Source organism: Streptomyces noursei (genome assembly GCF_016917755.1).
In the GTDB taxonomy this organism is placed as follows: Bacteria; Actinomycetota; Actinomycetes; order Streptomycetales; family Streptomycetaceae; genus Streptomyces; species Streptomyces yunnanensis.
On the sequence record NZ_CP070326.1, the window covers coordinates 9,142,455 to 9,161,534 of the forward strand.

A 19,080-nucleotide genomic window follows, 5' to 3' on the forward strand; every position below is an offset into this window, starting at 1 on the left:
GGGCTCGCCCGCCGCGTGCGGACCCACACGGGCTCGACGGAGGGGCAGGGCATGGGCACGGCGCTGGATCGGCGGAGTTTCCTCAGGGGCGCGGCGGGGCTGTCCGCCGCCGGGCTGCTCGCGGGCATCGGCGGTGGCGGGTCCGCGGCGGCCGCCGCCCCGGCCGCGGTGTCGGTGCGGGACTGGATGTCCGCCCTCGTCGACGCCACGCCCGTGCAGCGGCTGAGCATCCCCGGGACCCATGACTCCGGCGCCCGGATCGGCGGGCCCTGGGTGGAGTGCCAGAACACCTCGGTCGCCGAGCAACTCGCCTCCGGCATCCGGTTCCTGGACGTCCGTTGCCGGGCCATCGACGACGCCTTCGCGATCCACCACGGCGCGTTCTTCCAGGAGCTGATGTTCGGCGACGTGCTCAACGCCTGCCGGGATTTCCTGCGGGCACACCCGTCCGAGACCGTGCTGATGCGGGTCAAGCAGGAGTACTCGGAGGTCTCCGCGGCGGAGTTCCGCCGGATCTTCGAGATCTACCTGGACGGCAAGGGCTACCGCTCGCTGTTCCGGCTGGAGCAGGGGCTGCCGACGCTGGGCGCGGCCCGGGGGCGGGTCGTGCTGCTGGCGGACTCCGACGGGCTGGGCGGGGTGCGGTACGCCGACCCGGCGCTGTTCGACATCCAGGACGACTACATGACCGAGCCGATCGGGAAGTACCCCAAGGTCGAGGCGCAGTTCCGCAAGGCCGTCGCCCAGCCCGGCAAGCTCTTCGTCAACTACGTCTCGACCGCCGCCCTGCTGCCGCCGCGGTCCAACGCCGACCGGCTCAATCCGCGGGTCAAGAGCCTGCTGGAGGGCGCCGAGGGCAGTGCCTGGCGGGGCCTGGGCATCGTCCCGATGGACTTCCCCAACGAGTTCGGGATGGCCGAGACGCTGATCCGGCACAACCTGGCCGGGCTCGGCGTCACCCTGCCGGCCCAGCCGCACACGTGATCGGCCGTCGAACCGAACCACTACGCGCCGCCGTGCATCAGACTGGTTGAAATGTCTGGTTCCGGCGCTGCCCCCGCCCCGCACGACGGCGCGCGGTGCGGCGGCGCCGGCTGAAGCGCAAGGCGGCACCTGGTGGAGACGAGCGAACGCGAGCCCGGGGCGGCGGAACAGGATGCGCGGTGCGCGCCCGGCACGACCGGGGCGGCCCGGTCCGGGCCGGCGCCGGAACCGCCGGAGCCCGGCGGGCCGGTCCGCACCGGGCGGGCCCGCGCGGGGGTGCCGCTGCGGGTGACCCTGACGCTCGGGATACTGACGGTCGTCGTGGGCGGGACGGCGCTGGCCCTGAAGGCCGCGCGGCAGGACCCGTACGTGGCGCCCGGGAACCCGGCCACCGGCACCTACCTCGCCTCGCGGTCCGCCGGTGACCGGGCCGCCGCCGCGGTGCTGGCCGGTCCGTACCGCGAGGTGCCGGGACCGGCGGCGACCACCGCGCGCGGGGCCGACGGCGCGCCGGCCCCGCTGCCCGTATCCCGCCCGCTGGTGGCCAGTGCGGCGACCCCCGCGCCACCGGTCGGCGCGCTCTTCTCCCCCGGCGACGACGGCGACGCCGGTCACTACTGCACCGCCAGCGTGGTGCACTCCCCCGCCGGGAACCTCGTCGCCACCGCCGCGCACTGCGTCCACGACGGCGGGTTCCGCACCCGGCTGGTCTTCGCGCCCGGCCTGCACGACGGGGTCGCGCCGTACGGGCTGTGGGTGCCGACCCGGATCGACGTGGATCCGCGCTGGATCAGCGACCGGGACCCGGATCACGACGTGGCGTTCCTCCGGGTCCGCCGGCACGGCGGCACGGACCAGCGCGTCGAGGACGTCACCGGCGCCGAGCAGATCCGGTTCGACGCCCCGCCCGGCCGACCGGCGCAGTTGACCGGCTACCCGTCCGACCGCGACACCCCGGTCAGCTGTCGGCACACCGCGGACGCCGAGGGGCCGAGCCAGCTCCGCTTCCCCTGCGCCGGTTTCCCCAACGGGACCAGCGGCGGCCCGATGCTCACCGACGTCGACCCGGTGACCGGCACCGGCTCGCTCATCGGGGTGATCGGCGGCCAGGACGAGGGCGGCGACGACACCACGTCGTACAGCAGCCGCTTCGGGTCGGACGTGGCGGAGCTGTACCGGCGGGCCGTCCGGGGCTAGGTGACACGACCTGACGGCCCGAACCGGCGGACCGGGCCGGCCGACCGGGCCGTCAGGCGCCGCCGCGCGGGACGACCGTGGCGAGGACCGGCGGCAGCGGGTACCAGTCGGCGGTGGCGAAGCTGGCGTGCGCGGCGGCGAGTTTCCCGACCCGGGCCAGCGCCTCGGCCTCGGTGGGGTGGGTGGGGTCGAGGGCCGGGGGCACCTTGTGGGCGTCGGTCATGATGAGCAGGTAGTGCCGGGCGTCGTACCAGGAGGTGTCGATGGTGCCGTCGAGGTACGTGGCCGCGTCGCCGTCGAACACCACGAACCAGGGGCGCAGGGCGGGGTCGGCGTAGCGCCCCCGGGGGTCGCCGGGCGCGGCGCCGTGGACGGCGGGGAAGGCGGTGGCCCGGCCCAACTGGCCCCGGGCGGCGAGGTCCTTGAGGTGGCCGGCGTATTCGACGTCGGTCCACAGCTTGTCGAGCGGGTTGTGCTCCTCGACGGTGCCCGGTATGAGCTCGAAGAGGAACTTGCCGGCCAGGTCGGCGCGCGCGGGCCAGCCGCCGGCCTGCACCGCCTCGTCCAGGGTGGTGTGGCCGGCCGCCAGGTCGCCCGGGCCGTACACCGCGTCGCCGAGTTTCTGCCGGATCAGGGCGTCGAATTCGGCCGGTCCGCGCCCGCCCTTGGCGTGGAAACCGTCCTTCATCTCGACCTTGACGAGGATCGGGCGGTGGCCGGGGTGGGCGTCGTGCCAGGCGCGCATGTCGGCGAGGCAGCCGGCGAAGTCCTGGTTGCGGTCCTTGGTGCGCAGTTCGGCGGCCGTGGTCGCGCCGACGCAGTTGCTGTTGTTGCCCAGCGGGTTGCTGTGCGCGACCCGCCACGACGCGCCCAGGCCGTTGGTCCAGACGTCCACCTCGACGAGGGCGGCTCCGGAGTCCAACGCGTCGGCGAAGTAGGGGTACTTGGCCTTCTCGTACGCGTTGTGGACCCCGACCGCGGTGGTGGTGTCGTAGGTGGAGGAGGTCGTCGTGGCGGCCGTCGCCGTGGCCGGCTCCGCGCCCGCCGGGCCGGTCGCCGCGAGCATCGCCGCCGCCGCGACGGCGACCGTTCCCGCACACCGCTTCCTGTTCATGTTCCCCGCTTTCCCCTGGTGTCCTGCCTGGTCGGTCAGCAGCGTACGGGAGTTGGCGGTCGGTAAGCGGAACGGGAGCAGGCACGATACGGTCAGCGACGCGAACGACTGAACGAAAGGACGTACGAATGCAAAACCGGGGGAACGCGACCACCTCCAACGGGCTGTCCTGGGCGGCGCCGGTGTTGACGGGGGTGGTGGCGCTGTACATCACGCTGGTGGCCTTCGGGAACATCACCGACTTCGGCACCAACCAGGCGTACGTCCGCCATGTGCTGGCGATGGACACCACCTTCCAGGACCCGGACCTGATGTGGCGGGCCATCACCTCGCGGACGGCGCAGGACGCCGCGTATGTGGCGGTGATCGTCTGGGAGTCGGCGGCGGCGCTGGTGCTGCTGGCGGCCACCGCGCTGTGGGCGCTGCGGGGGCGGTCCGGCGGTGCCCCGCGGGCCCGGCGACTGGCCACCGTCGGGCTGCTGATGATGATGGTGCTGTTCGGCGCCGGGTTCTGGGCGATCGGCGGCGAGTGGTTCTCGATGTGGCAGTCGAAGCAGTGGAACGGGGTCGAGGCCGCGGTGCGGAACTTCCTCCTGACCGGCGTGGTGCTGATCCTGGTGCAGCTGTCGGGGACGGTGCCGGGGAGGACCGCGCGGCCGGCCGGCGCGGACGACGGCGCCGAGGACTAGGACGCTTCAATCGACGCTCGGCGGCGGGTGCGGGAGGATCCCGCACCCGCCGCCGGTGGTTCGGCCGGGGGTCAGCCGGCCGCGTAGACGTCCTCGATGTAGCGGCCGGAGGCGGTCAGTTCACGCAGCCACGCCTCCGACTCCTGTTCCGAGGCGCCGGTGCCGGCCCGGTGCACGGCACGGAAGGCGGCCCGGACGCCGGGGGCCATCCGACTGCCGTCCCCGCAGACGTAGACCCGGGCCCCGGCCCGCAGCAGCTCCCACACCTCGGCGGCCTCGGCCTCGATCCGGTGCTGGACGAAGCGGTGGCCGCGCTCGGGGCGGGCGCTGAAGACGGGGCGGACGGCGAGCGCGCCGGCCCGCTCGGCGGCGGCGAACTCCGCGGCGTGCAGGAAGTCGCCGTCCGGGTCGTCGCAGCCGAAGTAGAGCCGGGCCGGGGTGGTCCGGCCGGTGGCGACGCGGTCGGCGACGGCGCCGCGGAAGGGCGCCAGTCCGGTGCCGGCGGCGACCATGATGACCGGGGCGTCGTCGGCCGGGTCGAGGCGGAACGCCTCCCGGCACGGCTGGACCCGGGCCAGCAGGGTGTCACCGGGCCGCAGGGTGTGCAGATACGTCGAGCCGGTGCCGCCGGGCAGCAGCGAGACCATCAGGTCGGCGTGCCGGGGGTCGGCGGCGGGCGACGACGACAGCGAGTAGTGGCGGATGCGGAGCGGCGACAGCAGCTCCAGCACCACCGGCCAGGGCAGTGCGCCGCGCAGCGCGGGGTGCGCCTCGATCAGCTCGACGAGGGTGCGCGGATCGTCCTCGGGGAGGTTCTCCAGGGCGTGTCGCTCGGGCGGGCAGGGGTTGTGAGCGGCGAGCAGGGCGCGCTGCTCGCCGGTCGGGCGGGCGTTCAACTCCAGGTGGTGTGTGAGGAGTTGGCGGACCGTCAGCGGACGGTCGACGGGCAGGGTGGCGCGGGTCGGGCGGCCGGCGGGCGGGCGCAGCGCCAGGACGGTGTCCAGGTCGACGCCGAGCGCCCGCGCGGTGCGGGCCACCGCCTCCGGGGTGTTGACCGGCAGCACGGCGAGGTGGTCGGCGGTGCGGTAGCTGACACCGTCGGGCAGCGCCAGCCGCAGGAAGCGCTTGGGGCGCGGCCAGCCCTCGGCGGTCAGGTCGTACGCCTCGGTCACCGTCATCGGGACGAGGTCGTGCCGGGCGGCGAGCGCGTCGAGCGGGCCACCAGTGAGCGCGGTGACGGTGTAGCCGGAGTCGTCGACGGCGTCGGAGGCGGCGTCGCCGATGGTCGCCGGGTCGCCGTGGCGGATCAGCAGCTCGACGCGGAGTGCGGCGGCGAACTCCTTTACGGTGCCCATGAGTTCGCCGGAGGCGTCGGCCTCGGCGCGGGGCAGCAGTTGCGCCCCGCCGAGTGCGGTCAGCCGGTCGTCGATGAGGGTGGGGACCTGCTGGTAGGTGGCGGCCCAGTTGCGGTCGCCGACGCCCAGCACGGCGTAGCTGACGCCGGCCGCGGCGCCCTCGGGCGCGGTGGCGAGCCAGGCGGTGAAGTCGGTGGCGTCGTCGGTCGGCTGACCGTTGTAGGAGGCGGCGACGATGACGACGGGGCGGTCGACGGGGAGTCCGCCGGCGTAGGCGTTGAGCGGGGCGACGTCGGCGGCGAAGCCCAGGGCGGCTGCCTCGTCGGCGAGCCGCTCGGCGAACTCCCGGCAGGTGCCGTAGTTGGTGCCGTGCAGCAGGAGCAGACCGGTGTCCTGCGGGACGCGGGTGGGCAGGCCGTCGTCGGGGGCGGCGCCGGTGGTGGCGCCTTCGGGGGACCCGCCGGGCAGCACGGCCAGCGCGGCGCGGACCGCGGCCCGGTCGGCGGGGGTGCGGGGGGCGAGCGCGAGGGTGAAGCCGTCGGGCTTGAGGGTGAGGGTCTCCTTGACGCGGAGCCGGTAGCCGGTGTGGTCGATCAGCCGGTAGCGGTGCACCAGCAGCGCCAGCAGCATGGTCGCCTCGTGCAGCGCGAACTGCCGCCCGATGCAGGCGCGTTCGCCGGTGCCGAAGGGCTTGTAGGCGTGCGGGGAGCGGGCCGCCTCGGCCTCCGGGGTGAAGCGGAACGGGTCGAACGCCTCGGGGTTGTCGCCCCAGGCCGGGTCGCGGTGGAGCATCGGGGTGAGGACGGTGACCAGTTCGCCGGCAGCGACCGGGTAGCGGCCGCCGAGCACGGTGTCGGTGCGGGCCTGGCGGGTGAAGGCGGCGGCGGTCGGCCACAGGCGCAGCGCCTCGTTGAGCACCTGGCGGGTGAACGGCAGCTTGCCGATGTCCTCGAAGGAGGGGTCCGGCTCGGGGTCGTCGCCCCACAGCTCGTCCGCCTCGCGCTGCGCCAGCCGCAGCGCGACCGGGTCCTTGAGCAGGTGGTACAGGGCGAAGGAGAGCGCGCCGGAGGTGGTCTCGTGGCCGGCGATCAGGAAGGTGATGACCTGGTTGCGGATGTTGGCGAGGTCCAGGACCGGGCCCGGGTGCGCACCGTCGCCGTCCCCGGCGGCGAGCATCAGGCCCAGCAGGTCGTCGTCGCGCTGCTCCCCGCCGGCCCGGCGGGCGGCGATCACCTCGTCGACGACGGACGCGAGGTAGTCGGCGTCCGCGCGGAACGCCGCGTCGGTGGCGGAGTGGTCGGTGCCCGGCTGGCGGGCGAACCTGGTCATGCTCCATTCCAGGCACCGCACCATCGCCTCGACGAAGGGGTGCGGGGTGTCCCGGGAGAACGACTCGAAGTCGAAGCCGAAGCCGGCCAGTCCGATGGTGTCCAGCGTCATCCGGGTCATGTCGTCGGCGACCTCGATGGGGCGGCCCTCGGTCATCCGCCGGTCCCAGGCCGCCATGACCCGGCGGGCGACCTTCAGCATCGCCGGGTGGTACGTCCGCATCGAGCCCAGCGCGAAGGCCGGCATCAGCAGTTCGTGGGCCTTGGCCCAGTTGGGCTCGTCGTTGTAGGCGGTGAACAGACCGTCACCGGCGAACTCCCGCACGTCCTCCAGGATCACCGAGACGCCCTTGGCGAAGCGGGTCTCGTCGGAGACCTCGGTGACCAGGTCGAGGGAGGAGAGGAACAGGGTCTCGCGCGCACCGAACTTGCGCGTGAAGGCCGGGCCGTGGATCCGGGCGAGGTCCATGGCCTGCTGTAGGGGCGTGTTGCTGATGCCGGTCGCCGTGAGGTCCGCGACCGGGGCGCCCGTGGCGTCCGTGAGGTCGCCCGTCCGGGGCGCGATGGTGTCGGTCATGTCTCCAGCGTGACCGGCCCGGTGACCGCGCTCGCCCCGGGGAACTGCATGATTGTGCAGTGGTTCGTCGTCGCGCACTCTTGCGCGCGGGGCGAGGATGGGGCAGGGGCGGCCGGCGGCACGGGAGAAAGGGCGGAAACCGGGCGATGGGCGGAGCGACGCACGGTGGTGCGCCGGAGGACGACACGGGCGGGGACTGTCCACGCCGGGAGCCGCAGGCCCTGCCCGACCCGCCCCCGGCCAGTGCCTACCGCGACTACTTCGTGATGCTGCTGTACCGCATCCCCACGCCGATCGCGGTGTGCCGGGTGGACGGCCTGGTGCTGATCGCCAATCCGGCGATGGCGGCGCAGTGGGGCTCGGCCCCCGGGCAGTTGCGCGGCCGCAATCTGCTCGACCGGTTCCGGCCGCGGGACCCGGCGCAGATCGCCCGGATCATGGAGGCGCTGCGGCTGGGCCGGCGGTCCCGCTATCCGGTCGAGGTGCGGTGGCGGACCGGGCCCGGCGAGCCGGAGCGGCAGGGGGAGCTGACGATCGACCCGGTCGGCGACCCGTCCGCGGCGCCGCCGGCGCTGCTGGCCCTGTTGCGGGAGGACGGCGGGGCCATCGCCGCCGCCCCGCCGGCCGTGCCGCGCGCCGCGGCCAGCCCCGTCGAGGCCCGGATCCTGGCGCTGGCGGCCGGCGGGGCGACCACCGCCTCGATCGGCAGCGCCCTGGGCCTGACCGTCGACGGGGTGAACTACCACCTCACCCGGCTGGCCCGCCGCTGGCGCGTGCAGGGCCGCACCGCGCTGGTGGCGAAGGCGTATGTGCTGGGGGTGCTCGCCCCGGACCGCTGGCCGCCGGCGCCCGCGGCACCCGAGGACGGCGGCGCACACCCCACCGCCCCCTAGCCAGGCCCTGAGCCCGACTGCACGTGTGTGCGGATAACCTCGCTGGTGTGGAGGACAATGTAGCCGCGCGGTTCGAGCGCGGAACGGACGGCCCGAAGGTCATCGTCGTCGGCGTCGACGGCTCCGACTCGTCCTGGCGCGCCGCGGCGTACGCGGCCGGACTGGCCAGGCGCCAGGGCTCGAAGCTGGTGATGGTCTACGTCCAGCCGGTGCTGGCGACCGGGGCCGCGCTGGGCGCGCCGGTCATGGACGCCACCAACGAGGTGGCCGAGGAGCTGATGGCCGAGATCCGCCAGGCCACCGAGCGGCTCGACGGGATCTACCAGCTGCGGTGGGAGTTCCACACCCTGCGCGGGGACCCGTACAACGGCATGGTGCAGATGGCCGACGAGCTCAGGGCGGACGCGGTGGTGGTGGGCGCCTCGGAGTCCGCCGGGCACCGGATCATGGGCTCGGTCGCGGTGCGCCTGGTGAAGGCCGGCCGGTGGCCGGTCACGGTGGTGCCCTAGGTCGGGTCCGGCTCCGCTGGTGGGCCGGGCGCGGCTGAGGCACGGTGGAGGGTGGACGGGCGGAGTGCCGCCCCGACGAGGGAGACCACCGTGACCGACCGCACCTATCGCGTCACCGAGATCGTGGGGACGTCCCAACAGAGCGTGGACGCCGCGATCCAGAACGGCATCAAGCGCGCCTCCAACACCCTGCGCAATCTCGACTGGTTCGAGATCACGCAGGTCCGCGGCCATATCGTCGAAGGCCGGATCGACCACTACCAGGTCGGTCTGAAGGTCGGTTTCCGGCTGGAGGACACGGGCTGAAGCACCGGGGCCGAATGGCTCCCCGCCGCCGCGTCGCCTTCGTACGGCGTCGCCGGCGGTCCATGATGATCCGCCGTCGGACCACGACGGGCACGTACCGAGCGTACGGAGGGATCACCCATGGCACGCCTGCTGCGCGCGGGAGAGGGCGTATGGCGCCGTAAACCCATCGAGCACATCGAGGAGCCCGAAGGCACCGCGTCCCAGCGGCTCACCCGCGAACTCGGGCTGTGGCAACTGACCGCGATCGGCGTCGGCGGCATCATCGGCGCCGGCATCTTCACGCTCGCCGGCACCGTCGCGCACGAGAAGGCCGGCCCGGCGGTGCTGGTCTCCTTCCTCATCGCGGGCGTCGCCAGCGCCGCGGCGGCCTTCTCCTACGCCGAGTTCGCCGGGCTGATCCCGAAGGCGGGCTCGGCGTACACCTACGGCTATGCGGTGCTGGGCGAACTGGCCGGCTGGTTCATCGGCTGGGACCTGCTGCTGGAGTACACCGCGATCGTGGCGGTGGTCGCGATCGGCATCTCCGGCTACTTCTCCTTCCTGCTCGGCGAGCTGGGCCTGAAGCTGCCGGCGTGGCTGCTCGGCGCGCCCGGCACCGGCCCCGGTCACCGGGTGGACCTCTTCGCGGCGGTGCTGTGCCTGCTGATCGCGTATCTGCTGACCCTGGGCATCAAGAACGCCGCACGGTTCGAGACGATCGTGGTCGGGCTGAAGGTGCTGGTCGTGCTGGTCGTCATCGGGGTCGGCTTCTTCCACCTCGACACCGCCAACTACCGGCCGTTCTTCCCGTTCGGGGTGAGCGGCGCGTTCACCGGCGCGGCCACCGTCTTCTTCGCGGTCTTCGGCTACGACGCGATGAGCACCGCCGCCGAGGAGTCCCGGGACGCCCAGCACCACATGCCCAGGGCGATCATGTATTCGCTGGCCGTGTCGATGGTGCTGTACGTGCTGGCCTGCCTGGTGCTGACGGGGATGCAGAACTACCGGCAGATCGACCCGGAGAGCGGTTTCTCCTCGGCCTTCAAGTCGGTCGGGCTGACCGGGCTGGCGGACGTGATCGCGGTCGGCGCGATCATCGGCATCCTGACCGTGATGTTCACCTTCATGCTGGGGGTGACCCGGGTGTGGTTCTCGATGAGCCGCGACGGACTGCTGCCCAAGTGGTTCGCCAAGACCAGCGCCACCCACCACGTGCCGGTCCGGGTCACCTGGATCGTCGGGGTGGCGTCCGCGCTGATCGCCGGTTTCCTGCCGATCGGGGAGGCCGCCGAACTGACCAACATCGGCATCCTGCTGGCGTTCGTGGTGGTGTGCGTCGCGGTGATCGTGCTCCGCTACCGGCGACCCGAACTGCCGCGGACCTTCCGCACTCCGGGCATGCCGGTGGTCCCGGCGATCGGGGTGTGCTTCTCGCTGTGGCTGATCACCTTCCTGGAGTGGCAGACCTGGGTGCGGTTCGTGGTGTGGTTCCTGGTCGGCCTGGTCATCTACTTCTCGTACTCCTACCGGAAGTCGGAGCTGGCGAGGGCGGACGGGACGGCCGAGGGGCGGCGGTGACGGCCCGTACGACCGCCTCGCCGGCCTCCGTCCAGCGGTAGAGCACGCTGCGCCCGGCCCGGCGGCGGGCGATCAGGCGGGCGTCGCGCAGGACTTGGAGGTGCCGGCCGACCGAGCCCAGGCCCTGGCCGGTGAGCGCGACGAGCTGGGTGGTGCTCTTCGGCGTGCCGAGCAGCGCCAGGACGGCCGCCCGGCCGGGGCCGAGCAGCGCGGCCAACGCCCCGGGCGCCGGCGGCCGGTCCGGCTCGGCCAGCGCACCGGAACAGGGGTAGACCACCGCGGAGCGGTGCGGCCGGCGTCCGCCGGTGTCCCAGCACAGCCAGGACTGTCGCGGGGTGACGGGTACGAACAGAAGCCTGGCACCGCCTAGTTGGCGCGGCGGCTGGCCGTGGACGCCGATCCGCAGACGGTTCTCGCCGAGCCAGCGCAGCCCGGGGCGCATCCCGTCCAGAGCCGCGGCCCAACCGCCGTCGCCGAGCCGGGCGGTGCGCGCCAGCACGTCGGCCTCCAGGACGCGGCGGCGACGCGGCCAGTCCGGGAGCACGGTGTGCCGCCAGACCCAGTCGAGCAGGGCGGCGGCGCGTTCCGGCAGGTCGTCGCGGTCGCGGAGGGCGGCGGGCAGCGGGGTGCCGCCGCGGGCCTCGACGAGGTCGGTGCGGGCGGTGGCCGGCGGGGTGTCGCGGACCCGGACCAGTTCGGCGGGGAAGTCCTGGTCGCGGTCGCCGCTCGGGGCCGGGGTCAGGAAGGTCGCGTTCCAGGTGGGGCCGAGGGCGCAGCGCACGAGCAGGGCGGTCGGCGGGTCGTCGGCCAGGCGGGCGCGGTAGGCGGGCAGTCGGGCGTCGAGCCAGGCACGTTCGCCCGGGTCGCCGGCGCTGCCGCGGTGCAGCGTCTTCAGGGCGGCGGTGGTCTCGGCCAGCGGTGAGACGACGAACCGGCCCGCGGCGAGGGTGTCCGCGTCGATCTGCCACCAACCCACGCCCGCCGCCCCCTCGTTCCGTGTTCGTTTCGCGCGCCCGCGAAACTGTACGTCGGGGCACCGGGCGGCCCGGAGACTCCCGGCATGCGCACCTATCGCGAGCTCTTCCGCACGCCGGAGTTCTCCCCGCTCCTCGTCGCGTCCGCCTGCCAGGTGGCCGGGCAGACGGTCGGTGGTCTGGCTCTGGGCACCTTGGTGTACGGGACGACCGGCTCGCCGCTGCTGTCGTCCCTGGCCATGTTCGGCCCGGCCCTGGCCCAGGTGGTCGGCGCGGCCACGCTGCTGTCGGCGGCCGACCGGCTGCCGCCGCGCGCCGCGCTGACCGCCCTGGGCCTGCTGCCGGCCCTCGGCACCGCCGTCCAGGCCGTGCCGGGGCTGCCGTTGTGGGCGTCCTTCGCGGTGCTGACGGTGCTGGGGGTGCTGGCCTCCCTGGGCGGCGGGGTGCGGTACGGACTGCTCAACGAGCTGCTGGCGCGGGAGGGTTACCTCCTGGGCCGCTCGGTGTTCGGCATGGCGTCGGGGGTGCTGCAGATCGGCGGCTTCGCGGTGGGCGGGGCGCTGGTGGCGACGCTCTCGCCGCGCGGCGCCCTGCTGGTCGCCGCCGCGCTGTACGCCGCCGGGGCGGCCGTCACCCGGCGGGGCCTCGCCGTCCGTCCGCCGCGCGCCACCGGACGCCCCTCCCTCGCCCGGACCCGGCGCGCCAACGCCCTGCTGTGGACCGATCGGCCGCGGCGGTCCGTCTACCTCGCGCTGTGGCTGCCCAACGGCCTGATCGTCGGCTGCGAGTCGCTCTATGTGCCGTACGCACCCCGGCAGGCGGGGCTGCTGTTCGCCTGCGGTGCGCTCGGCATGCTGATCGGGGACACCCTCGTCGGCCGGTGGGTCCCCCGGCACCGGGCGGGCCGTCTGGCGGTCCCGCTGTGCCTGCTGCTCGCCGGGCCGTACCTGGTCTTCGCGGTGCGGCCGCCGACGGCCCTGGCGGTGGCGGCGGTGCTGCTGGCCACCCTCGGCTACGCCTCGGGCCTGCTGCTCCAGGACCGGCTGATGGCCCTGACCCCGGACGAGCTGGGCGGCCACGCCCTCGGGCTGCACTCCTCCGGCATGCTCACCTGCCAGGGGGCGGGCGCCGCCCTGGCCGGGGCGCTGGCCGAAGGGCTCCCGCCGGGGCGGGCGATGGCGGCGCTCGCGGTGGCGTCGATGGGGGTGACGGTGGTGTTGGCGCCCGGGCTGCGGGCGGAGCCGGCGCCCCGCGCGCCGCACGGGACGGGCGCCGCACGCGACGCATGACGCCCGGGCGGGGCGGCCCGCCGCGCGGGTTCAGCCGCGCCGCCGCATCCTCCGCCGCAACCGCCGTCGCACCGCTCGCCAGCGCCGCCCGACGCTCCGGTGCCACCACAGCCACCACGGCAGGCGGCGGCGCGGAACGTACGCCCAGAGGTCCGTGTCGGCCTCGGTGTCGCGCGGGCAGCGGCGCAGCAGCGCCAGAGACCGGGCGTCCACCGTGCGGTGCAGCCGGGCGGTGTGGGCCAGCGCGACGATGCCCTGGTGGCGCAGGCCGGCGTCGTCCGCCGCCAGGGCCCGCTCCAGGGTCCGTGCGACGCGGGGCAGGATCGCCTGGGGGCTCGGGTGGGTGAGCGCCAGGCCGATGACCGCGACGCCGACGCGTTCCTCGCCGCGGGCGAAGGCCGCGTCCACCTCCTCGGGGCGGTCGGTGCCGAGCAGCGCGGAGTCCTCCTGCCAGTTCATGCCGCGGCCGGGGACCGCCCGGGCGAGCAGGAACTCGGCGCGGCCGGCGGCGAGTCGGGACTCGGTCACGGTCCGGTCGCCGTGGTCGGCCCGGCGGCAGCCGGCGAGGTGGTCCCAGATCCGCTCCGGATCACGTCCGTCCCCGTCCTCGTCGGCGGGCGCGATCTCCCGGCAGACGGCGTGGAGTTCGGCGGTCCGACCCGTCGCCACCGAAGCGCCCGCCCGGTGGATCCGCTCGAACGCGATCCCGTCCGTCCCGAGGTCGCAGCGCCGGAGGAACGCCAGCTCGACGGTGTCCTCGGCGGTCAGCCTGGCGTGCAGGTATCCCCAGGCGAGTTCGACCGCGTCCAGGGCGACGGCGTACCGGACGAACGCGGCGGGCAGGGCGGCGGGATTGGCCGGGTCCGGATGTTCCGGTGGCGTGTCCCGGTCTGCCGGGGGTGGTTCCGAGGGCTGCACAAGGCAAGGGTAGGCGAGGGGCGTTGGCGCATCGCGGCCCCTTGACGCGCCCTGCCCCGGGCCCAAGAATGAGCCCGCCCTGACAACGTTGTCGGCCCTCCTGGAGGTCTGCCCATGCCCTGGACCCGACGCCCTCGGCCGCGCACCGCGGGCGCGGCGGTGGCGGCCGTGCTCCTCGGGAGCGTGCTCACCGCCCCGGCCGCGCACGCCGCCCCCGCCGCGCCGGCCGAACCGCCCGGTGGCCGCCTCACCGACCTGGTCAACCCCTTCATCGGCAGCCGGAACGACGGCAACACCTACCCCGGGGCCGCGGTGCCGTTCGGCATGGTGCAGCTCTCCCCCGACACCGGGCACACCACCGGCTACGACTACGACGACGACCACATCCGCGGATTCGGCTCGGTGCACATCTCCGGAGTCGGCTGCGGGCTCGGCGGCGACCTGCCGGTCCTGCCGACCACCGGCGCCGTCACCGAGACCGACGACGCGAAGTACGCCGCGGCCTTCACCCATGACGGCGAGTCCGCCCGCCCGGGCTCCTACCGCGTCCGGCTGACCTCGTACGGCGGGATCACCGCCGAGCTGACCGCGACCGCCCGCACCGGCCGCCAGCGCTACACCTTCCCGGCCACCGACCGGGCCAATGTGCTGCTCAACGCCGGCCAGTCGCTGCACCGGACGGTCTCCACCCGCGTCGAGGTGCTGGACTCCCGCACCGTCCGCACCGCGATCACCGGCCGCGGCTTCTGCCAGGACACCCGGCCGTACACCGTCTACACGGTGACCCGCTTCAACCGGCCGTTCACCGCGTACGGGACGTGGCGCGGCGGCACCGTGACGCCCGGGTCCGGGGACTCCACCGGGCCCGGCCGGAACGGCGCCTACGTCCGGTTCGACACCCGCAAGGACCGCGTCGTCGAGGCGACCACCGCCCTGAGCTACGTGGACGCGGCCGGCGCGGCGCGCAACCTCGCGGCGGAAGGCGGGAGTTCCTTCGACCGGGCGAGGGCGGCGGCGGACGCGGCCTGGGAGCGGCGGCTGGGCCTGGTGCGGGTCCGCGGCGGCGACCGCACCCTGCGCCGGACCTTCTACTCCTCCCTCTACCGCTCCTTCCTCGCCCCGAACCTCGGCACCGACGTGGACGGCCGCTACACCGGCTGGGACCAACGCCCGCACCTGGCACGGGGGTTCACCTATTACCAGAACTGGTCACTGTGGGACACCTACCGCACCCAGACCCAGCTGCTGTCGCTGCTCGCGCCGCAGGAGGCGCGCGACATGGCGCTGTCGGTGCTGCGCATCGACAAGGAGGGCGGCTGGCTGCCCAAGTGGGGCTACGGCACCGTCGAGACCAACATCATGACCGGCGACCCGGTGACCCCGTTCCTCACCAACGCCTACCGTCAGGGACTGCTCAAGGGCCACGAGGAGGAGGCGTACACCGCGCTGCGGAAGAACGCCGACGGGGTGCCGCCGGCCACCTCCCCCGCCGTCGGCCGGGAGGCGAACGCCGCCTACCTCAAGAACGGCTACGCGCCGTACCTCAAGGGCCGCCCGCACACCAAGCCCGGTGACTCCGACTTCGACCACGGCGCCTCGGCGACGCTGGAGTACGCCCTGTCGGACGCGATGCTGGCGCAGATGGCGCGCGACCTGGGCCACCGCGCGGACGCCGCACGGTACGCCGCACGGGCGCTCAACTACCGCACGCTCTTCGACCGTTCCACCGGCTTCTTCCGGGCCCGGGACGCCTCGGGTGCCTTCGCCGGCCCCGCCGACCCGGCCAAGAGCGAGGGCTTCCACGAGGGCACGGCCTGGCAGTACCAGTGGCTGGTGCCGCAGGACCTGCCGGGGATGGTGGCGCTGATCGGCGGCAAGGAGAAGGCCACGGCCCGGCTCGACTCCTTCTTCGCCTACCGGCAGTTGCTCGCCGACCCGGCGAGGACGGCCCGCGAGGTGTGGGTGAACGGCCCCTACGACTACTACAACGCCGACAAGTACAACCCGCAGAACGAACCCGACCTCATCGCCCCGTACACCTATCTCTCCACCGGGCAGCCCTGGAAGACCACCGACGTGGTGCACGCCGCGCTGACCCTCTTCACCGACACCCCCACCGGGATGACCGGCAACGACGACCTGGGCACCATGTCGGCGTGGATGGTGCTCTCCTCGATCGGCGTCTTCCCGGTCCAGCCGGGCACCGACACCTGGGGCCTGAGCACCCCGGTCTTCGACCGGGTGGACCTGACCCTGGACCGCCGGTACTACCCCGCCGGCCACTTCACCGTCCTGGCCCCGGGCACCTCGTCCGCCCACCGCTACGTCCAGGCCGTGCGGCTCGACGGCGCGCCCCGGGACCGCACCTATCTGACCACCGCCGAGTTGCGCGCCGGTCGTGCTCTGGCGTTCTCCGTGGGCCCGGAGCCGTCCCGCTGGGGCACCGGCGAGGGGGCGGCCCCGCCGCCGGTGGGGACGCCGGGCGCGCTCGCCGCGGCCCCGCAGCGGCCGGCCGGGGGCGGGCGCTGAACGCACCGCGGTCAAGCGGCGGGACCGGGCTCCGGCCCGGTCCCGCGACTCAGCCCTGGACCGACGTCCAGAACTCGTCGAAGGACATCAGGCCGTCACCGTCGCTGTCCTTGGCCTTGATGACCGCTTCGGCCATCGGGCCGGTGACCAGGTGGTCGCCCATCGCGGCCATCGCGCTCTTGAACTCGTCCGGCGTGACGCGGCCGTCGCCGTCCGCGTCGAACTTCGCGAACGTGGCCTTGGCCTGCTCTATGTCTGCCACGGGTGGTGCCCCTTCGTCGTGCCGCAGCCGGTCTCTGTGCCGGAACCGCGAGGTGAACTGACCCGCGTACATTAGCGGACCGTCAAGAACGCTCCGGGTGTGCCCTACGGCGGGCTCGGGCGAGGTAGAGGGAGGTGCGGCTGCCGGGGGCGGCGGCGACCTCGGCGGGGGTGCCCGCGGCGACGACCCGGCCGCCCTCCGCGCCGCCGCCGGGGCCCAGGTCGATGACGTGGTCGGCGCCCGCCACCACGCCCATGTCGTGTTCGACGACCACGACGGTGTTGCCGGCGTCCACCAGGCCGTGCAACTGCCGCAGCAGCACCTCGGTGTCGGCGGGGTGCAGACCGGTGGTGGGTTCGTCGAGGAGGTAGAGGGTGTGGCCACGGCGGGCCCGCTGGAGTTCGGCGGCGAGTTTGATGCGCTGGGCCTCGCCGCCGGAGAGTTCGGTGGCGGGTTGGCCGAGCCGCAGATAGCCGAGCCCGACGTCCTGGAGGGTGCGCAGACTGCGGGCGGCGGCGGGCACGTCGGCCAGGAACCCGGCCGCGTCGTCGACGGTCAGACCCAGGACGTCGGCGACGGTCCGGCCGCGGTAGGTGATCTGGAGGGTCTCGGGGTTGTAGCGGGCGCCGTGGCAGTCGGCGCAGGGGGCGTAGGTGCCGGGCAGGAAGAGGAGTTCGACGGCGGTGAAGCCCTCGCCCTGGCAGGTCTCGCAGCGGCCGGCGGCGACGTTGAAGGAGAACCGGCCGGCGGTGTAGCCGCGGGCGCGTGCCTCGTCGGTGGCGGCGAAGACCTTGCGGACGGCGTCGAACAGGCCGGTGTAGGTGGCGAGGTTGGAGCGCGGGGTGCGGCCGATGGGCTTCTGGTCGACGCGGACCAGCCGGTCGACGGCCTCCAGGCCGGTGGCGGCGGTGAGCCGGGCGCGGGGCGCCGGTCCGGCGTCCTGATCGTCGCTGGTGGTGTCGTCGGCGTCCGGGCGGGGGTCGGTGGTTCCCAGGTGGTCCTGGACGGCCTCCGCGAGGACCCGGGTGACCAGGGTCGATTTGCCGGACCCGGAGACGCCGGTGACGGCGGTGAAGACGCCGAGCGGGAAGGCGGCGTCCAGGTCGCGGAGGTTGTGCAGGGTGACGCCGTGCAGGGCCAGGGTGCCGGTGGGCGTGCGCGGGGTGCGGGCGGGGGGCGGTGCGGCGGCGAACAGGAAGCGGCGGGTGGCGGAGTGCTCGGCGTCCGCGAGGGCGGCGACCGGACCGCTGTGCAGGACCCGGCCGCCGTGCTCCCCGGCGCGCGGGCCGATGTCCACGATCCAGTCGGCGTGCCGGACCACGTCCATGTCGTGCTCGACGACGAAGAGGGTGTTCCCGGCCTCCTTGAGGCGGCCGAGCACGGTGAGCAGGGCCTCGGTGTCGGCGGGGTGGAGTCCGGCGGAGGGTTCGTCCAGGACGTAGACCACGCCGAAGAGGCCGGAGCGCAGCTGGGTGGCGAGGCGGAGGCGCTGGAGTTCGCCGGCGGAGAGGGTGGGCGCGGGTCGGTCCATGCTGAGGTAGCCCAGGCCGAGTTCGGTGAGGACCTCGATGCGGGCGACCAGGTCGCGGGCGAGGGCCGGCGCGGGTGCGTCGCCGGGGCGGGCGGCGGTGGGGCGGAGGAGTTCCGCGAGGGCGGCCAGCGGCAGGCCGGCGAGGGTGGCGATGTCCCGGCCCTCGAAGGTGACCGCCAGCGCCTCGGGGCGCAGTCGGCGCCCGCCGCACACCGGGCAGGGCTCTGCGGTCATGTACTGGCGGACGCGCTTGCGCAGCGTCTCGCTCTTGGAGTCGGCGAAGGTGTGCAGGACGTAGCGCCGGGCGCTCATGTACTGGCCCTTGTAGGGCCGTTGGATGCGGCCGGCCTCGCGGACCGGGTGGACGGTGACGACCGGTTGTTCGTCGGTGAACAGGATCCACTCGCGGTCGGCGGGCGGGAGGTCGCGCCAGGGGCGGTCGATGTCGTGGCCGAGAGTGGCGAGGATGTCGCGGAGGTTCTTGCCCTGCCAGGCACCGGGCCAGGCGGCTACGGCACCGTCACGGATGGAGCGGGACGCGTCGGGGACGAGGGAGTCCTCGGTGACGCGGTGGACGGTGCCCAGCCCGTGGCACTCCGGGCAGGCGCCGGCGGCGGTGTTGGGCGAGAAGGCGTCGGAGTCGAGCCGGCCGGTGCTGCCGGCCGGATAGTCGCCGGCGCGGGAGAAGAGCATCCGCAGGGTGTTGGAGAGGGTGGTGACGGTGCCGACCGAGGAACGGGAGGTGGGCGCGGAGCGGCGCTGCTCCAGGGCGACGGCCGGCGGCAGCCCGCTGATCTCCTCGACCTTGGGGGCACCGACCTGGTGGATCAGCCGCCGGGCATAGGGGGCGACCGACTCGAAGTAGCGGCGCTGCGCCTCGGCATAGAGGGTGCCGAAGGCCAGCGAGGACTTGCCCGATCCGGACACCCCGGTGAACGCGACCAGCGCGTCCCTCGGGATGTCCACATCGATACCGCGGAGGTTGTGCTCACGGGCGCCGCGCACCCGGACGTACGAGTCGGTCATGTCTCCATGATCGGACACCGTCCGCCGGGGCGGCGGCAC

15 protein-coding genes are annotated in these 19,080 nt (G+C 74.2%); 9 read left to right on the forward strand and 6 right to left on the reverse strand.

From position 1 onward, the window contains the following. The first annotated feature begins 51 nt into the window (after positions 1-51). Positions 52-984, forward strand: a complete 933-nt coding sequence (locus JNO44_RS39795) for a phosphatidylinositol-specific phospholipase C (RefSeq protein WP_205368841.1) — start codon at positions 52-54, stop codon at positions 982-984. 132 nt (positions 985-1,116) lie between these two features. After that, the gene (locus JNO44_RS39800; RefSeq protein WP_205368842.1) at positions 1,117-2,181 is read left to right on the forward strand and encodes a trypsin-like serine peptidase; all 1,065 of its coding nucleotides are present in this window, start codon (positions 1,117-1,119) and stop codon (positions 2,179-2,181) included. Between the two features lie 52 nt (positions 2,182-2,233). Here the strand turns inward: JNO44_RS39800 and JNO44_RS39805 are convergent, their stop codons facing one another. After that, positions 2,234-3,295 (reverse strand): phosphatidylinositol-specific phospholipase C domain-containing protein, encoded by a 1,062-nt coding sequence (locus JNO44_RS39805; RefSeq protein WP_205368843.1) that lies wholly within the window; start codon positions 3,293-3,295, stop codon positions 2,234-2,236. Positions 3,296-3,423: 128 nt separating this feature from the next. On the opposite strand from JNO44_RS39805, the gene JNO44_RS39810 reads away from it, so the two are divergent. Continuing rightward, complete coding sequence (locus JNO44_RS39810; RefSeq protein ID WP_205368844.1) at positions 3,424-3,984, forward strand: DUF2165 domain-containing protein; 561 nt, start codon at positions 3,424-3,426, stop codon at positions 3,982-3,984. Between the two features lie 71 nt (positions 3,985-4,055). On the opposite strand, the gene JNO44_RS39815 is transcribed toward JNO44_RS39810, so the two are convergent. After that, the gene (locus JNO44_RS39815) at positions 4,056-7,244 is read right to left on the reverse strand and encodes a cytochrome P450 (RefSeq protein WP_205368845.1); all 3,189 of its coding nucleotides are present in this window, start codon (positions 7,242-7,244) and stop codon (positions 4,056-4,058) included. A gap of 146 nt (positions 7,245-7,390) precedes the next feature. Between JNO44_RS39815 and JNO44_RS39820 the strand changes: the two genes are divergently transcribed. The 4 genes from JNO44_RS39820 (at position 7,391) to JNO44_RS39835 (ending at position 10,512) form a co-directional block, all read left to right on the forward strand. Further along, the gene (locus tag JNO44_RS39820; RefSeq protein ID WP_205368846.1) at positions 7,391-8,137 is read left to right on the forward strand and encodes a PAS domain-containing protein; all 747 of its coding nucleotides are present in this window, start codon (positions 7,391-7,393) and stop codon (positions 8,135-8,137) included. 47 nt (positions 8,138-8,184) lie between these two features. After that, positions 8,185-8,646, forward strand: a complete 462-nt coding sequence (locus JNO44_RS39825) for a universal stress protein (protein ID WP_205368847.1) — start codon at positions 8,185-8,187, stop codon at positions 8,644-8,646. A gap of 90 nt (positions 8,647-8,736) precedes the next feature. Then, a complete protein-coding gene (locus JNO44_RS39830; protein WP_039630682.1) occupies positions 8,737-8,952 on the forward strand; it encodes a dodecin in 216 nt (71 codons plus the stop codon). A gap of 120 nt (positions 8,953-9,072) precedes the next feature. Continuing rightward, positions 9,073-10,512, forward strand: a complete 1,440-nt coding sequence (locus JNO44_RS39835) for an amino acid permease (RefSeq protein WP_205368848.1) — start codon at positions 9,073-9,075, stop codon at positions 10,510-10,512. Here the strand turns inward: JNO44_RS39835 and JNO44_RS39840 are convergent. Further along, complete coding sequence (locus tag JNO44_RS39840) at positions 10,439-11,488, reverse strand: ArsR/SmtB family transcription factor (protein ID WP_205368849.1); 1,050 nt, start codon at positions 11,486-11,488, stop codon at positions 10,439-10,441. The genes JNO44_RS39835 and JNO44_RS39840 overlap by 74 nt on opposite strands. 84 nt (positions 11,489-11,572) lie before the next feature. Between JNO44_RS39840 and JNO44_RS39845 the strand changes: the two genes are divergently transcribed. Beyond that, on the forward strand, positions 11,573-12,775 hold the full coding sequence (locus JNO44_RS39845; protein ID WP_205368850.1) for an MFS transporter: 1,203 nt from the start codon (positions 11,573-11,575) through the stop codon (positions 12,773-12,775). A gap of 30 nt (positions 12,776-12,805) precedes the next feature. On the opposite strand, the gene JNO44_RS39850 is transcribed toward JNO44_RS39845, so the two are convergent. Beyond that, positions 12,806-13,693 (reverse strand): hypothetical protein, encoded by an 888-nt coding sequence (locus JNO44_RS39850; protein WP_205371467.1) that lies wholly within the window; start codon positions 13,691-13,693, stop codon positions 12,806-12,808. Positions 13,694-13,807: 114 nt separating this feature from the next. Between JNO44_RS39850 and JNO44_RS39855 the strand changes: the two genes are divergently transcribed. Further along, positions 13,808-16,222, forward strand: coding sequence for a GH92 family glycosyl hydrolase (locus JNO44_RS39855; RefSeq protein WP_205368851.1), 2,415 nt, complete (start codon positions 13,808-13,810; stop codon positions 16,220-16,222). A gap of 49 nt (positions 16,223-16,271) precedes the next feature. Here the strand turns inward: JNO44_RS39855 and JNO44_RS39860 are convergent, their stop codons facing one another. Together JNO44_RS39860 and uvrA are read right to left on the reverse strand one after the other, a co-directional pair. Beyond that, positions 16,272-16,484 carry an EF-hand domain-containing protein gene (locus JNO44_RS39860; RefSeq protein WP_189863610.1) on the reverse strand — a complete coding sequence of 71 codons (213 nt, stop codon included), beginning with the start codon at positions 16,482-16,484 and terminating at the stop codon, positions 16,272-16,274. Between the two features lie 82 nt (positions 16,485-16,566). Continuing rightward, a complete protein-coding gene (uvrA, locus tag JNO44_RS39865) occupies positions 16,567-19,041 on the reverse strand; it encodes an excinuclease ABC subunit UvrA (RefSeq protein WP_205368852.1) in 2,475 nt (824 codons plus the stop codon). Positions 19,042-19,080 lie beyond the last annotated feature (39 nt).

Bases quoted from the DNA above. Each gene is read 5' to 3' on its own strand.
- JNO44_RS39810 (WP_205368844.1), top strand. From the start codon at position 3,424: ATGCAAAACCGGGGGAACGCGACCACCTCCAACGGGCTGTCCTGGGCG.
- JNO44_RS39845 (WP_205368850.1), top strand. From the start codon at position 11,573: ATGCGCACCTATCGCGAGCTCTTCCGCACGCCGGAGTTCTCCCCGCTC.
- JNO44_RS39815 (WP_205368845.1), bottom strand. From the start codon at position 7,244: ATGACCGACACCATCGCGCCCCGGACGGGCGACCTCACGGACGCCACG.
- JNO44_RS39795 (WP_205368841.1), top strand. From the start codon at position 52: ATGGGCACGGCGCTGGATCGGCGGAGTTTCCTCAGGGGCGCGGCGGGG.
- JNO44_RS39835 (WP_205368848.1), top strand. From the start codon at position 9,073: ATGGCACGCCTGCTGCGCGCGGGAGAGGGCGTATGGCGCCGTAAACCC.
- JNO44_RS39805 (WP_205368843.1), bottom strand. From the start codon at position 3,295: ATGAACAGGAAGCGGTGTGCGGGAACGGTCGCCGTCGCGGCGGCGGCG.
- JNO44_RS39820 (WP_205368846.1), top strand. From the start codon at position 7,391: ATGGGCGGAGCGACGCACGGTGGTGCGCCGGAGGACGACACGGGCGGG.
- JNO44_RS39855 (WP_205368851.1), top strand. From the start codon at position 13,808: ATGCCCTGGACCCGACGCCCTCGGCCGCGCACCGCGGGCGCGGCGGTG.
- uvrA (WP_205368852.1), bottom strand. From the start codon at position 19,041: ATGACCGACTCGTACGTCCGGGTGCGCGGCGCCCGTGAGCACAACCTC.